Source organism: Escherichia sp. KTE172 (assembly GCF_000408845.1).
Classification (GTDB): domain Bacteria; phylum Pseudomonadota; class Gammaproteobacteria; order Enterobacterales; family Enterobacteriaceae; genus Escherichia; species Escherichia coli.
On record NZ_KE137316.1, the window covers coordinates 3,931,778 to 3,945,703 of the forward strand.

The 13,926-nt window shown below is 52.0% G+C and carries 15 protein-coding genes; 7 read left to right on the forward strand and 8 right to left on the reverse strand.

Annotated elements, in window-relative coordinates; translation table 11 throughout:
• The first annotated feature begins 37 nt into the window (after positions 1-37).
• From secM to mutT, 3 genes are all read left to right on the forward strand, one after another.
• Positions 38-550, forward strand: a complete 513-nt coding sequence (secM, locus tag G434_RS05625; RefSeq protein WP_000014320.1) for a secA translation cis-regulator SecM — start codon at positions 38-40, stop codon at positions 548-550.
• Positions 551-611: 61 nt separating this feature from the next.
• Positions 612-3,317 carry a preprotein translocase subunit SecA gene (gene secA, locus G434_RS05620; protein ID WP_000905780.1) on the forward strand — a complete coding sequence of 902 codons (2,706 nt, stop codon included), beginning with the start codon at positions 612-614 and terminating at the stop codon, positions 3,315-3,317.
• Positions 3,318-3,376: 59 nt separating this feature from the next.
• The gene (mutT, locus tag G434_RS05615) at positions 3,377-3,775 is read left to right on the forward strand and encodes an 8-oxo-dGTP diphosphatase MutT (protein ID WP_000736038.1); all 399 of its coding nucleotides are present in this window, start codon (positions 3,377-3,379) and stop codon (positions 3,773-3,775) included.
• Between the two features lie 87 nt (positions 3,776-3,862).
• On the opposite strand, the gene yacG is transcribed toward mutT, so the two are convergent.
• The 3 genes from yacG to coaE are packed head-to-tail and all read right to left on the reverse strand — an operon-like array spanning position 3,863 to position 5,433.
• Positions 3,863-4,060: a DNA gyrase inhibitor YacG gene (yacG, locus tag G434_RS05610; protein ID WP_000005042.1), complete on the reverse strand. Its 198-nt coding sequence runs from the start codon at positions 4,058-4,060 to the stop codon at positions 3,863-3,865.
• Positions 4,061-4,069: 9 nt separating this feature from the next.
• On the reverse strand, positions 4,070-4,813 hold the full coding sequence (gene zapD, locus G434_RS05605) for a cell division protein ZapD (protein ID WP_001194720.1): 744 nt from the start codon (positions 4,811-4,813) through the stop codon (positions 4,070-4,072).
• A complete protein-coding gene (gene coaE / locus G434_RS05600) occupies positions 4,813-5,433 on the reverse strand; it encodes a dephospho-CoA kinase (protein WP_001269513.1) in 621 nt (206 codons plus the stop codon). The genes zapD and coaE overlap by 1 nt, the downstream gene beginning before the upstream one ends.
• 24 nt (positions 5,434-5,457) lie before the next feature.
• On the opposite strand from coaE, the gene G434_RS30365 reads away from it, so the two are divergent.
• Together G434_RS30365 and guaC are read left to right on the forward strand one after the other, a co-directional pair.
• Entirely contained in the window at positions 5,458-5,502 is a 45-nt protein-coding gene (locus G434_RS30365) for a protein YacM (RefSeq protein WP_120795372.1), read from the forward strand.
• Between the two features lie 155 nt (positions 5,503-5,657).
• Complete coding sequence (guaC, locus tag G434_RS05595; protein WP_001217337.1) at positions 5,658-6,701, forward strand: GMP reductase; 1,044 nt, start codon at positions 5,658-5,660, stop codon at positions 6,699-6,701.
• 34 nt (positions 6,702-6,735) lie between these two features.
• On the opposite strand, the gene hofC is transcribed toward guaC, so the two are convergent.
• The 4 genes from hofC to nadC all read right to left on the reverse strand — a co-directional run bounded on the left by hofC (position 6,736) and on the right by nadC (position 10,859).
• A complete protein-coding gene (gene hofC, locus G434_RS05590; protein ID WP_000157287.1) occupies positions 6,736-7,938 on the reverse strand; it encodes a protein transport protein HofC in 1,203 nt (400 codons plus the stop codon).
• Positions 7,928-9,313 carry a type II secretion system protein GspE gene (gspE, locus tag G434_RS05585; protein ID WP_001025168.1) on the reverse strand — a complete coding sequence of 462 codons (1,386 nt, stop codon included), beginning with the start codon at positions 9,311-9,313 and terminating at the stop codon, positions 7,928-7,930. Before gspE ends, hofC begins: the two co-directional genes overlap by 11 nt.
• Positions 9,314-9,322: 9 nt before the next feature.
• Entirely contained in the window at positions 9,323-9,763 is a 441-nt protein-coding gene (gene ppdD / locus G434_RS05580) for a prepilin peptidase-dependent pilin (RefSeq protein ID WP_000360904.1), read from the reverse strand.
• A 202-nt stretch (positions 9,764-9,965) separates the two neighbouring features.
• On the reverse strand, positions 9,966-10,859 hold the full coding sequence (nadC, locus tag G434_RS05575) for a carboxylating nicotinate-nucleotide diphosphorylase (protein ID WP_001135167.1): 894 nt from the start codon (positions 10,857-10,859) through the stop codon (positions 9,966-9,968).
• Between the two features lie 87 nt (positions 10,860-10,946).
• Between nadC and ampD the strand changes: the two genes are divergently transcribed.
• Together ampD and ampE are read left to right on the forward strand one after the other, a co-directional pair.
• Complete coding sequence (gene ampD / locus G434_RS05570; RefSeq protein WP_000923726.1) at positions 10,947-11,498, forward strand: 1,6-anhydro-N-acetylmuramyl-L-alanine amidase AmpD; 552 nt, start codon at positions 10,947-10,949, stop codon at positions 11,496-11,498.
• A complete protein-coding gene (gene ampE / locus G434_RS05565; protein WP_000172005.1) occupies positions 11,495-12,349 on the forward strand; it encodes a beta-lactamase regulator AmpE in 855 nt (284 codons plus the stop codon). Before ampD ends, ampE begins: the two co-directional genes overlap by 4 nt.
• 42 nt (positions 12,350-12,391) lie before the next feature.
• Here the strand turns inward: ampE and aroP are convergent, their stop codons facing one another.
• Positions 12,392-13,765, reverse strand: coding sequence for an aromatic amino acid transporter AroP (aroP, locus tag G434_RS05560; RefSeq protein ID WP_000969912.1), 1,374 nt, complete (start codon positions 13,763-13,765; stop codon positions 12,392-12,394).
• Positions 13,766-13,926 lie beyond the last annotated feature (161 nt).

Consider the following 13,926-nt stretch of genomic DNA (forward strand, 5'->3'; position numbering starts at 1 on the left):
GCTAAATACGTTTGAATACGATCGGGATGGCAATAACGTGAGTGGAATACTGACGCGCTGGCGACAGTTTGGTAAACGCTACTTCTGGCCGCATCTCTTATTAGGGATGGTCGCGGCGAGTTTAGGTTTGCCTGCGCTCAGCAACGCCGCCGAACCAAACGCGCCCGCAAAAGCGACAACCCGCAACCACGAGCCTTCAGCCAAAGTTAACTTTGGTCAATTGGCCTTGCTGGAAGCGAACACGCGCCGCCCGAATTCGAACTATTCCGTTGATTACTGGCATCAACATGCCATTCGCACGGTAATCCGTCATCTTTCCTTCGCAATGGCACCGCAAACGCTGCCCGTTGCTGAAGAATCTTTGCCTCTTCAGGCGCAACATCTTGCATTACTGGATACGCTCAGCGCGCTGTTGACCCAGGAAGGCACGCCGTCTGAAAAGGGTTATCGCATTGATTATGCGCATTTTACCCCGCAAGCAAAATTCAGCACGCCCGTCTGGATAAGCCAGGCGCAAGGCATCCGTGCTGGCCCTCAACGCCTCAGCTAACAACAATAAACCTTTACTTCATTTTATTGACTCCGCAACGCGGGGCGTTTGAGATTTTATTATGCTAATCAAATTATTAACTAAAGTTTTCGGTAGTCGTAACGATCGCACCCTGCGCCGGATGCGCAAAGTGGTCAACATCATCAATGCCATGGAACCGGAGATGGAAAAACTCTCCGACGAAGAACTGAAAGGGAAAACCGCAGAGTTTCGTGCGCGTCTGGAAAAAGGCGAAGTGCTGGAAAATCTGATCCCGGAAGCGTTCGCCGTGGTGCGTGAGGCAAGTAAGCGCGTCTTTGGTATGCGTCACTTCGACGTTCAGTTACTCGGCGGTATGGTTCTTAACGAACGCTGCATCGCCGAAATGCGTACCGGTGAAGGTAAAACCCTGACCGCAACGCTGCCTGCTTACCTGAACGCATTAACCGGTAAGGGCGTACACGTTGTTACCGTCAACGACTACCTGGCGCAACGTGACGCCGAAAACAACCGTCCGCTGTTTGAATTCCTTGGCCTGACTGTCGGTATCAACCTGCCGGGCATGCCAGCACCGGCGAAGCGTGAAGCTTACGCAGCTGACATCACTTACGGTACGAACAACGAATACGGCTTTGACTACCTGCGCGATAACATGGCGTTCAGCCCTGAAGAACGTGTACAGCGTAAACTGCACTATGCGCTGGTGGACGAAGTGGACTCCATCCTGATCGATGAAGCTCGTACACCGCTGATCATTTCCGGCCCGGCAGAAGACAGCTCGGAAATGTATAAACGCGTGAATAAAATTATTCCGCACCTGATCCGTCAGGAAAAAGAAGACTCCGAAACCTTCCAGGGCGAAGGCCACTTCTCGGTGGACGAAAAATCTCGCCAGGTGAACCTGACCGAACGTGGTCTGGTGCTGATTGAAGAACTGCTGGTGAAAGAAGGCATCATGGATGAAGGGGAGTCTCTGTACTCTCCGGCCAACATCATGCTGATGCACCACGTAACGGCGGCGCTGCGCGCTCATGCGCTGTTTACCCGAGACGTCGACTACATCGTTAAAGATGGTGAAGTTATCATCGTTGACGAACACACCGGTCGTACCATGCAGGGACGTCGTTGGTCCGATGGCCTGCATCAGGCAGTGGAAGCGAAAGAAGGTGTACAGATCCAGAACGAAAACCAGACGCTGGCGTCGATCACCTTCCAGAACTACTTCCGTCTGTATGAAAAACTGGCGGGGATGACCGGTACTGCTGATACCGAAGCTTTCGAATTCAGCTCCATCTACAAGCTGGATACCGTCGTTGTTCCGACCAACCGTCCAATGATTCGTAAAGATCTGCCGGACCTGGTCTACATGACTGAAGCGGAAAAAATTCAGGCGATCATTGAAGATATCAAAGAACGTACTGCGAAAGGCCAGCCGGTGCTGGTGGGTACTATCTCCATCGAAAAATCGGAGCTGGTATCAAACGAACTGACCAAAGCCGGTATTAAGCACAACGTCCTGAACGCCAAATTCCACGCCAACGAAGCGGCGATTGTTGCTCAGGCAGGTTATCCGGCTGCGGTGACTATCGCGACCAACATGGCGGGTCGTGGTACAGATATTGTGCTCGGTGGTAGCTGGCAGGCAGAAGTTGCCGCGCTGGAAAATCCGACCGCAGAGCAAATTGAAAAAATTAAAGCCGACTGGCAGGTACGTCACGATGCGGTACTGGCAGCAGGTGGCCTGCATATCATCGGTACCGAGCGTCACGAATCCCGTCGTATCGATAACCAGTTGCGCGGTCGTTCTGGTCGTCAGGGGGATGCTGGTTCTTCCCGTTTCTACCTGTCGATGGAAGATGCGCTGATGCGTATTTTTGCTTCCGACCGAGTATCCGGCATGATGCGTAAACTGGGTATGAAGCCAGGCGAAGCCATTGAACACCCGTGGGTGACTAAAGCGATTGCCAATGCCCAGCGTAAAGTTGAAAGTCGTAACTTCGACATTCGTAAGCAACTGCTGGAATATGATGACGTGGCTAACGATCAGCGTCGCGCCATTTACTCCCAGCGTAACGAACTGCTGGATGTCAGCGATGTGAGCGAAACCATCAACAGCATTCGTGAAGATGTGTTCAAAGCGACCATTGATGCCTACATTCCGCCACAGTCGCTGGAAGAAATGTGGGATATTCCGGGGCTGCAGGAACGTCTGAAGAACGATTTCGACCTCGATTTGCCAATTGCCGAGTGGCTGGATAAAGAACCAGAACTGCATGAAGAGACGCTGCGTGAGCGCATTCTGGCGCAGTCCATCGAAGTGTATCAGCGTAAAGAAGAAGTGGTTGGTGCTGAGATGATGCGTCACTTCGAAAAAGGCGTCATGCTGCAAACTCTCGACTCTCTGTGGAAAGAGCACCTGGCAGCGATGGACTATCTGCGTCAGGGTATCCACCTGCGTGGCTATGCACAGAAAGATCCGAAGCAGGAATACAAACGTGAATCGTTCTCCATGTTTGCAGCGATGCTGGAGTCGTTGAAATATGAAGTTATCAGCACGCTGAGCAAAGTTCAGGTACGTATGCCTGAAGAGGTTGAGGAGCTGGAACAACAGCGTCGTATGGAAGCCGAGCGTTTAGCGCAAATGCAGCAGCTTAGCCATCAGGATGACGACTCTGCAGCCGCAGCTGCACTGGCGGCGCAAACCGGTGAACGCAAAGTAGGACGTAACGATCCTTGCCCGTGCGGTTCTGGTAAAAAATACAAGCAGTGCCATGGTCGCCTGCAATAAAAGCTAACAGTTGAAGTAAAAGGCGCAGGATTCTGCGCCTTTTTTATAGGTTTAAGACAATGAAAAAGCTGCAAATTGCGGTAGGTATTATTCGCAACGAGAACAATGAAATCTTTATAACCCGTCGCGCAGCAGATGCGCACATGGCGAATAAACTGGAGTTTCCCGGCGGTAAAATTGAAATGAGCGAAACGCCGGAACAGGCGGTGGTGCGTGAACTTCAGGAAGAGGTCGGGATTACCCCACAACATTTTTCGCTATTTGAAAAACTGGAATATGAATTCCCGGACAGGCATATAACTCTGTGGTTCTGGCTGGTCGAAAGCTGGGAAGGGGAGCCGTGGGGTAAAGAAGGGCAACCCGGTGAGTGGATGTCGCTGGTCGGTCTGATTGCCGATGATTTTCCGCCAGCCAATGAACCGGTAATTGCGAAGCTTAAGCGTGTGTATGTCGGATAGGTGTTTATGCCGCATCCAACATTTGCACAAGATGCCCGATGCGACGCTGGCGCGTCTTATCAGGCCAGCGTCGCATCAGACAAAATGTCACTGCTTTGGCTCTTCGCTCCAGTCATCGCTTTCGGAAAGATCGCCACTGCTGGGGATTCGTTTTTCTTCAGCAGCCCATTCTCCGAGGTCGATCAGCTGACAACGTTTGGAGCAAAATGGCCGAAACGGGCTGATTTCACCCCATACCACCGTTTTCCCGCAGGTTGGGCAATTCACCGTAATAGTTTCTGACATTTTTACTCCTTAGCAACAGGCCAATTCGAAATCCAGACGTTCCGGTACCTGTCCGTTTTCACTGTCCAGCGGCATAAAACGAATGGCAAAACGGCTCTTATGACCGGAAATTTGCGGATAAAGCTGTGAATCGAGCGACAGATTCAGGCGCAGCAAGTCGGCATCGCCACCGTTATCCTGATAAAAACCATTCAGGCTGGTTTGTTTACGGAAGGGGGCCGACTGGCGAATTAAATCCAGCACCATGGTAAGTGCCTGGGTGAGCGGGTTCAGGCTGGCAATCCAGGTTTCTACCTGGCTGTCGCGCTGCGCCTGGGGTAGATGCAGCCAAATGTGCAATGAAGGTAAATCAAAGCTGCAACAGCCGCCTGGGATGCTCAGTCGCTGACGCACCAGAGCAATCAAACGATCTTCACGCAGAAATTGCCCGATACGCGGCGCGGAAATTAATACGCTCCCCGCCGCTTTTAACTGCTGAATTAATGCTTCAATACGGCTCTGGTCCACGCCAGGCACGCCAATCCAGGTCTGGAGTTTACGTTGCTGCCGGTCAAGTTCTTTCAACAGCTCAGTGCGGACTTCGCCACGCTCGAAAACATCCAGTAATTCACTGACATTACGGAAGAAATGCAGTGCGCCAGCGTGGTCAGCGATGGGTAAATTAACGGTGAGTTGCTGAATCAAAAACTCAATGCGCAGCCACGTACGCATTTTTTCATTTAGTGGATGTTCAAAAAGGACCTGGGTCTGCATTACGGTTTTTCCTGTGAGACAAACTGCGACGCAAGCTGCAAATAGTGTGCGTGCAGGCGGGCAACATCCGATGCGATAGCATCCGGTGCGCCGTTATTATCAATGACGTCATCTGCCACGGCAAGGCGAGCTTCGCGCGGTGCCTGAGCAGCAAGGATTTGTTCGACATGCTCGCGAGTTACATCATCGCGCTGCATGGTGCGCTTAAGTTGCGTTTCTGGGCTGGCATCCACCACCAGCACTCGATTCGCTTTTTTATACAGTGAGTTTTCTACCAGCAATGGCACAACCCACAGTACATAGGGGGAAGTTGCTTGCTGGATCTGGTGTTGCGTCTCTTGCTGAATCAGCGGATGCAGCAGGGCGTTAAGCCAGTTTTTCTCTTCCGGGTTGGCGAAGATCCGCTCGCGCAAGGCCCGGCGCTGCAATGTTCCATCAGCAGCAATCATGTTAGCGCCAAAGTGATCAGCAATGGCATGTAGCGCAGGTGCACCTGGTTCAACCACCTGACGCGCAATAATATCGGCATCAATGACGTTAATTCCGAGATCAGCAAACGCATTGGCAACGGTACTCTTGCCACTGCCAATGCCTCCCGTTAAGGCAACTATATACCTCATAATTTATATTCCCGGGAATTCATCATGATTATCAAAACGTTAAAAATGAGCGCACGAAAGCGAAATTGATGAAACGTTCGCTCACTATTTACCAGGTAAATTTATGGGATTGTAGCGTAAAAAAAGACAATTTCGCAGTCTTGCGCCGCATTGATTAGTGCGTATGATAGCGTCACTGGAGTTGCGCTCTTACCCTTATAGCCATTAACCCCAGGAATCCGCACATGCGTATTGAAGAAGATCTGAAGTTAGGTTTTAAAGACGTTCTCATCCGCCCTAAACGCTCCACTCTTAAAAGCCGTTCCGATGTTGAACTGGAACGTCAATTCACCTTCAAACATTCAGGTCAGAGCTGGTCCGGCGTGCCGATTATAGCCGCAAATATGGACACCGTAGGCACATTTTCTATGGCCTCTGCGCTGGCTTCTTTTGATATTTTGACTGCTGTGCATAAACACTATTCTGTCGAAGAGTGGCAAGCGTTTATCAACAATTCTTCCGCTGATGTGCTGAAACATGTGATGGTTTCTACTGGCACGTCTGATGCGGATTTCGAAAAAACTAAACAGATTCTCGACCTGAACCCGGCATTAAACTTCGTTTGTATTGATGTGGCGAATGGTTATTCCGAACACTTCGTGCAGTTCGTTGCGAAAGCGCGTGAAGCGTGGCCGACCAAAACCATTTGTGCTGGCAACGTAGTGACTGGTGAAATGTGTGAGGAGCTTATCCTCTCCGGTGCTGATATCGTTAAAGTTGGCATTGGCCCAGGTTCTGTTTGTACAACTCGCGTCAAAACAGGCGTCGGTTATCCGCAACTTTCTGCGGTGATCGAATGTGCCGATGCTGCGCACGGTCTGGGCGGAATGATCGTCAGCGACGGTGGCTGCACCACGCCGGGCGATGTCGCGAAAGCCTTTGGCGGCGGTGCCGATTTCGTCATGCTTGGCGGCATGCTGGCGGGCCACGAAGAGAGCGGCGGTCGCATCGTTGAGGAGAACGGCGAGAAATTTATGCTGTTCTACGGCATGAGCTCCGAGTCTGCGATGAAACGTCACGTTGGCGGCGTTGCGGAATACCGCGCAGCAGAAGGTAAAACCGTTAAGCTGCCGCTGCGAGGCCCGGTTGAAAATACCGCGCGTGATATTTTGGGCGGCCTGCGTTCAGCTTGTACATACGTTGGGGCTTCACGCCTGAAAGAGCTGACCAAGCGCACCACATTTATCCGTGTGCTGGAACAAGAAAACCGCATCTTCAACAACCTGTAATCTCCCAACGCTGGCGTGGAGCAACACGCCAGCGTTATCCCATTCCACTCATCGCATCGCCTAAATGGAAAATGGGCAGATACATTGCCACCACCAGCGTACCGATAATTCCTCCCGTTATGATCAGCAACGCCGGTTCCAGTAAGGCTGCGAGGTTATCCGCCAGCGCCATTGTGTTATCCCGATGATGATGGGCGAGGTTGTCTAACATGAGATCCAGCGAGCCGGATGCCTCTCCTGTTCTCACTAATTGCAAACAGAGTGGGCTAAACTCACCGGCATTTTTTAGCGCCAGCCAGATGGGTTGACCGTTACTGATATCGTGCTGGATTTGTGTCAGAAGTTGCACCCAGTACGGGCAGCGCATTGTTTCTCTGACGCTCTCTACGCCCTGTAAAAAAGTAATGCCTGCACTTTGAGTCAGCGCCAGAATCGTAAAGATCTGCGTGAGTTTTTGTCCCCGCATCAGTGAACCCATAATCGGGATGCGTAACAGCAATTTCTGCCGCGCGATAAGCCAGGTCGGGCGGCGCATCAGCAACTTATTGGCTATCGCCAGCAGAAAGCCGAATAACACCAGCAGCCAGCCCCATTCGCCACTAAAGTCTGCCAGCGTCATGATCCCCTGCGTTAGTACCGGTAGTGGGGTGTTGAAGGTCTTATAAATAGCAGCAAACTCCGGCAGCACAAAATGCAGCATTGCCACAACCACCATGATTGCCATCGCTAAAATGATGATGGGATAACGCAACGCTGATTTCACTTTGTCGGTCAACTGACGCTGGGCTTTTTGCTGACGCGCCAGTTCAAAGCAGCATTCATCCAGCTTACCGGTCAGTTCACCCGTGCGGATCATCGCCTGATAGAGCGGCGGAAATACCTCTGACCAGGGTAATAAGGCATTGGAAAAAGCAATGCCCTGTTCGAGATCGTGCGCCAGCGATTGCAGCAACGCTTGCCATTGCTTACTGGGATGCTGTTCCGCCAGCAGTGCCAGCCCTTCAGAAAGCGTTAACCCGGCTTTGAGTAGCGTCGCCAGTTGATGAATGACTTCCGCGCTTTTATCTCCTCGCCACTGCGCAGAATTGATGGCGATTCGCTTCAGGCTTAGTGGGGTAACCATCTGTTGCTGTAGTGCCATAAGCAGCAAAGCACGGCTCTCTGCCCATAGCATCCCATCTTGCGCATTGCCGTCGCCGGTTATGCCACGCCAGCGCCAGAGTTGCTTACTCGCCATGCGGCATCCCCAATACGCGGATTAACTCTTCAAAGGTGGTTAAGCCTTGCTCCACGGCCAGGCAGCCGTTTTCAAAAAGCGTACGCATACCCGCCTGTCGGGCGTGCGTTTCCAGCGATTCAACGTCGGTATTAGCGGAAATAAGCTGGCGTATGACCGGTGTTATGGGTAGAACTTCAAATAAGGCCGTACGACCATAAAAACCGTGGTAGCAATGTACACAACCGGGTGCTTGCCAGCGGGGCAGCGGCGACGACCATACATTGTCTGGAATATGGATGGACTCCCCTTGCTGCAGGCGACAATGTGGGCAAAGTTTGCGTACCAGACGCTGGGCTATTACCAGTGTAAGCGCTGATGAGAGCATCCAGCGGGCGACTCCCATTTGCTGTAAACGTACCAGCGTTTCAGTGGTGGAATTGGTGTGTAGGGTAGACAACACCAGGTGACCGGTTTGCGCCGCTTTAATAGCGATCTCTGCTGTTTCGCCATCGCGGATCTCTCCGATCATAATGACGTCAGGGTCCTGGCGCAATAACGCACGCAAAACGCCCTGAAAGGTGAGTCCGGCACGCGGATGGATTTGCGTCTGGTTTAGTCCGGCTATGGGGATCTCAACCGGATCTTCGACGCTACAAATATTAATGTCAGCGGTATTCAGCGTTTGCAGGGCACTATAAAGCGTGACCGTTTTGCCGCTGCCTGTAGGGCCTGTTACCAGCACCAGTCCCTGTGGTTGTTGCAAGGCATGAGCAAAGTCCGCCAGTTGTAACGGCTGCATTCCAAGCGTGTTGACATCCAGTGCCTGACTCACCTGCTGTAACAACCTTAATACCACCTTTTCACCACCCCGACATGGTAAGGTCGCAATACGAAATGAGACGGCGTTTCCTGCCAGTTCGACAGTGAATTGCCCGTCCTGCGGCAGGCGATGTTCCGCAATATCCAGGTTGCCCAGCACTTTTAATCTGGCGGTTAATGCGACTCCGACATCCGGTGAAACATCCGGTAAAGGATGCAATACGCCGTCGATACGCAAGCGGATGCGGTAGGCATTGTCCGCTGGTTCGATATGAATATCAGACGCGCGTTGTTCCAGCGCAGATTGTAGCGTTCGAGTCAGCAACTCTGCTTTGGGCTGATGCTTCTCATGAATAGCTACGGGCAATGTCTGTTGTGTGCGACTGGCGTGACCTTCCATTTGTTGGCGCGTCCAGCAGGTGATCTCAATACGTTTGGTGGTAGCGAAATGCAATGCGTCTAGTAGCTCATGCGAAGGGGCATCGACCACCGCAACATGAACCACCTCTTCGCTGGCATCCAGCAAGACTCCCTGATAACGCAGACACAGGGCGGTGAGCTGTGGAATATTCATTGCCGCTCCTTAGTTGGCGTCATCAAAGCGGAAGACATCTTCGCAGGCTTGCTGCAATGCGCTGTCACTTTGAATATTGCAGTTGCGCGTCCAACCGGTGACGCCGTTTGCGTTATCCCAACCCGGCGTCATGACGACGCTTAGCCCATTGAGACTTTCTTGCCCGGTCAGCGACACCACGCCCTTTGCCACACTCATGGCTGAAACATAGCGGGTGGTGGTAGGCGAGGGGATGCCATTACTGCCACCGTCGCAGGTATCTAATCCACCATGTTCCAGCGCGCACAACTCTACGGCGGTACGGTAAGGCACAAAGGTTTGTAGCATGTCGGTGAGTGCGGCTTTGCGCAGGTAGTTTTGATAAGCGGGAATACCAATGGCGCTTAAAATGGCAATGATGCCAATAACCACCATCAGTTCGATAAGTGTAAAACCGCGTTGCTTGTCCATTTGTTTCGCTCCTTGATTTGGTTGGCGCTACTTTGGCAAACGCCATCAGCACAAGCGAGGGGCAAAAAACGAAACGGGAAAGCAGCTTCCGGAGTTTTTTATTATGTTGCAGCGAAAGACAAGAAATTTGCGAGGCGTTACGAAGAAAGTTGGGAAAGGGGAGATTATCCGCCCGCGATGGAGCGGATAAATCTGTCAGCAATCAGCAAAAACGCATTGATAGGTCGAGTGCCTGTACGTGTTTAGTTAGCGCACCGACGGAGATAAAGTCCACGCCCGTTTCGGCAAATTCGCGCAGTGTTTTGTCAGTGACGTTGCCAGACACTTCCAGTAGCGCCTTGCCGTTGGTGCGTTTGACGGCTTCGCGCATCTGTTCTGTTTCGAAGTTATCCAGCATGATGATATCGGCACCTGCTTTCAGGGCTTCATCAAGTTCTTCCAGATTCTCTACTTCGACTTCTACTGGCGCATCCGGGTGCAGCCAGGATGCTTTTTCGACCGCCTGGCGCACTGAGCCGGAGGCAATAATATGGTTTTCTTTGATCAGAAAGGCATCAGAAAGCCCCAGACGGTGATTCGCTCCGCCGCCGCAAAGTACCGCGTATTTCAGAGCTGAACGCAGGCCGGGTAAGGTTTTGCGCGTATCCAACAACTGCGTGTTGGTGCCCTCCAGTAATTCGACATAGTGGCGTACCTTACTGGCAACCCCTGAAAGGGTTTGCACAAAATTAAGCGCAGTGCGTTCGCCCGTTAACAGCACGCGGGATGGGCCTTCAAGTTCGAACAAGGGTTGATTGGCGTTGATGACATCGCCGTCATCCACATGCCAGATTATGGTGACATCGTCGCCTGCCAGTTGAATAAACACCTCTTCAACCCAGCGTTTGCCGCAAAATACGCCATTCTCGCGGGTGATCACTGTGGCATGAGAGCGAGAGTTTTCCGGTAAAAGTTTTGCCGTAATGTCATTGTTGGCATCGACTGTTCCGCCTAAATCTTCCCGCAGCGCCTGGGCCACCGCGCCGGGGATATCGAGATTAATGCGTTCCAGCAGCTCGTCACGTCGGGTGTCAGGGTTATAGCGGCGAGGCGGCATGTTAAAACTCCAGATAGCTAACGAATCATAAGGTAGAAACATGCTACTCTGAACCGGGTATTAGCACCACATATAAGGAGATCCTGCATGTTGTTAGAACAGGGGTGGCTGGTTGGCGCGCGCCGCGTTCCCTCACCACATTACGATTGCCGCCCGGATGACGAAACACCCACCCTGCTGGTGGTGCACAATATTAGCCTGCCGCCAGGCGAGTTTGGCGGTCCGTGGATCGACGCATTATTCACTGGAACTATTGATCCGCAGGCACATCCTTTCTTTGCTGAGATCGCCCATTTGCGCGTCTCCGCTCACTGTTTGATTCGCCGCGATGGTGAAATAGTCCAGTATGTTCCTTTCGATAAACGTGCCTGGCATGCCGGAGTCTCTCAGTATCAGGGGCGCGAACGCTGCAATGATTTTTCTATTGGGATTGAGCTGGAAGGCACCGATACGCTGGCGTATACCGATGCGCAGTATCAACAGCTTGCGGCGGTTACGCGGGCACTGATTGATCGCTATCCAGATATCGCTAATAACATGACGGGCCATTGTGATATCGCGCCGGATCGGAAAACCGATCCCGGTCCTGCATTTGATTGGGCACGGTTTCGTGCACTGGTCAGCAAGGAGACAACATGACGCTATTTACAACCTTACTGGTGTTAATTTTCGAGCGCCTGTTTAAGTTGGGCGAGCACTGGCAGCTTGATCATCGTCTTGAAGCGTTCTTTCGGCGGGTGAAACATTTTTCTCTCGGGCGCACATTAGGCATGACCATTATTGCGATGGGCGTGACTTTTTTACTGTTACGCGCATTGCAGGGAGTATTGTTCAACGTTCCCACGCTGCTGGTGTGGCTGCTGATTGGTTTGCTGTGTATTGGCGCAGGTAAAGTTCGTCTTCATTATCATGCTTATCTGACAGCTGCTTCACGTAATGATAGCCATGCCCGTGCCACGATGGCTGGCGAACTCACCATGATTCACGGCGTCCCGGCAGGCTGCGATGAACGTGAGTATTTGCGTGAGCTGCAAAATGCATTGCTGTGGATTAACTTTCGTTTTTATCTTGCACCGCTGTTCTGGCTGATTGTGGGGGGAACCTGGGGACCCGTTACGCTGATGGGGTATGCGTTTTTGCGTGCATGGCAATACTGGCTGGCGCGTTACCAGACGCCGCATCATCGTTTACAGTCCGGCATTGATGCCGTGCTTCATGTACTGGATTGGGTGCCGGTTCGTCTTGCGGGTGTGGTATATGCCTTGATCGGTCATGGTGAGAAAGCGTTACCGGCCTGGTTTGCTTCGCTGGGTGATTTCCATACTTCGCAATATCAGGTATTAACGCGTCTGGCACAGTTCTCTCTGGCGCGTGAACCGCATGTCGATAAGGTGGAGACGCCGAAGGCAGCGGTTTCCATGGCGAAGAAAACCTCGTTCGTGGTCGTGGTGGTAATTGCGCTACTGACGATTTACGGGGCGTTGGTGTAAAGATTATTGCCCTCACCCTGCACGGGTGAGGGCGTAGAGAGATTAATGCGCTTTTACGGCTTTGGCGGTTTTCTCTTTAAACAGATAGCCGATACCTAACACGATCAGCCATACCGGGATCAGGTATACCGAAATCGCCATTCCTGGGGTCATCAGCATAATCACCAGTACCGCCGCCATAAACAGCAGGCAGATCCAGTTACCCAGCGGATAAAGCAGAGCAGGGAAGCGAGTTACCACGCCTTGTTCCTGCTTGGCGCGACGGAATTTCATATGCGCCAGGCTAATCATCGCCCAGTTGATTACCAGTGCAGATACCACCAGCGCCATTAACAGGCCAAATGCGGATTCCGGAGCAAGATAGTTAATCAGTACGCACAATGCCGTAACCAGCGCAGACACCAGAATAGTGTTAACCGGTACACCGCGTTTGTCGACAGACGCCAGCGCTTTTGGCGCGTTGCCCTGTTGTGCCAGACCAAACAGCATACGGCTGTTGCAATATACGCAGCTGTTGTACACGGAGAGCGCAGCAGTCAGTACCACGATGTTCAGCGCATTAGCCACAAAGGTATCGCCCAATTCGTGGAAGATCAGTACAAACGGACTGGTATCAGCAGTAACGCGGGTCCACGGCATCAGCGAGAGCAGAACGGCTAACGAACCAATATAGAAAATCAGGATGCGGTAGATAACCTGGTTAGTCGCTTTTGGAATACTTTGCTCCGGGTTATCTGCTTCTGCTGCGGTGATGCCCACCAGTTCCAGACCACCGAAAGAGAACATGATAATCGCCATCATCATCACCAGCCCGGTGAAGCCGTGCGGCAGGAAACCACCCTGATCCCACAGGTTGCTAACGCTCGCCTGCGGGCCGCCGTTGCCGCTGAATAGCAGCCAGCCGCCGAAGATGATCATCGCTACCACCGCGATAACTTTGATAATGGCAAACCAGAACTCCATCTCGCCAAACACTTTTACGTTTGTCAGGTTGATGGCGTTGATCACCACAAAGAACACGGCGGCAGAAACCCAGGTGGGGATTTCCGGATACCAGAACTGAATGTATTTACCCACGGCAGTCAGCTCAGCCATGGCAACTAAAACGTACAGTACCCAGTAGTTCCAGCCAGAGGCGAAACCGGCAAAACTGCCCCAGTATTTATAAGCAAAGTGGCTAAAGGAGCCTGCGACAGGTTCCTCGACCACCATTTCACCTAGCTGACGCATGATCAGAAAGGCGATAAAACCAGCAATGGCGTAACCCAGGATAATCCCTGGCCCTGCGGACTGTATTACGGAGGCGCTACCCAGGAATAGCCCTGTCCCTATCGCGCCTCCCAGCGCGATAAGCTGTATGTGGCGGTTTTTAAGGCCGCGCTTTAGCTGCTCGCCGTGCTGTTGACCTTCCATCATGAAACCTCGTGCGGTGATTGTTTTTTTGATCTACGCAGTGATGCGTGTGTAAGTTTTCAATTCCGTTTGTTGTATTGATTTGTTTACATCAAAGAAGTTTGAATTGTTACAAAAGGACTTCCGTCAGATCAAGAATAATGGTATGCGGCAGCGAATGCACC

What these genes read in the sequence shown, in the direction of transcription:
- ampD (WP_000923726.1), top strand. Translation starts at nt 10,947, where the DNA reads ATGTTGTTAGAACAGGGGTGGCTGGTTGGCGCGCGCCGCGTTCCCTCA.
- zapD (WP_001194720.1), bottom strand. Translation starts at nt 4,813, where the DNA reads ATGCAGACCCAGGTCCTTTTTGAACATCCACTAAATGAAAAAATGCGT.
- coaE (WP_001269513.1), bottom strand. Translation starts at nt 5,433, where the DNA reads ATGAGGTATATAGTTGCCTTAACGGGAGGCATTGGCAGTGGCAAGAGT.
- ppdD (WP_000360904.1), bottom strand. Translation starts at nt 9,763, where the DNA reads ATGGACAAGCAACGCGGTTTTACACTTATCGAACTGATGGTGGTTATT.
- hofC (WP_000157287.1), bottom strand. Translation starts at nt 7,938, where the DNA reads ATGGCGAGTAAGCAACTCTGGCGCTGGCGTGGCATAACCGGCGACGGC.
- aroP (WP_000969912.1), bottom strand. Translation starts at nt 13,765, where the DNA reads ATGATGGAAGGTCAACAGCACGGCGAGCAGCTAAAGCGCGGCCTTAAA.
- gspE (WP_001025168.1), bottom strand. Translation starts at nt 9,313, where the DNA reads ATGAATATTCCACAGCTCACCGCCCTGTGTCTGCGTTATCAGGGAGTC.
- guaC (WP_001217337.1), top strand. Translation starts at nt 5,658, where the DNA reads ATGCGTATTGAAGAAGATCTGAAGTTAGGTTTTAAAGACGTTCTCATC.
- ampE (WP_000172005.1), top strand. Translation starts at nt 11,495, where the DNA reads ATGACGCTATTTACAACCTTACTGGTGTTAATTTTCGAGCGCCTGTTT.
- secA (WP_000905780.1), top strand. Translation starts at nt 612, where the DNA reads ATGCTAATCAAATTATTAACTAAAGTTTTCGGTAGTCGTAACGATCGC.
- nadC (WP_001135167.1), bottom strand. Translation starts at nt 10,859, where the DNA reads ATGCCGCCTCGCCGCTATAACCCTGACACCCGACGTGACGAGCTGCTG.
- yacG (WP_000005042.1), bottom strand. Translation starts at nt 4,060, where the DNA reads ATGTCAGAAACTATTACGGTGAATTGCCCAACCTGCGGGAAAACGGTG.
- mutT (WP_000736038.1), top strand. Translation starts at nt 3,377, where the DNA reads ATGAAAAAGCTGCAAATTGCGGTAGGTATTATTCGCAACGAGAACAAT.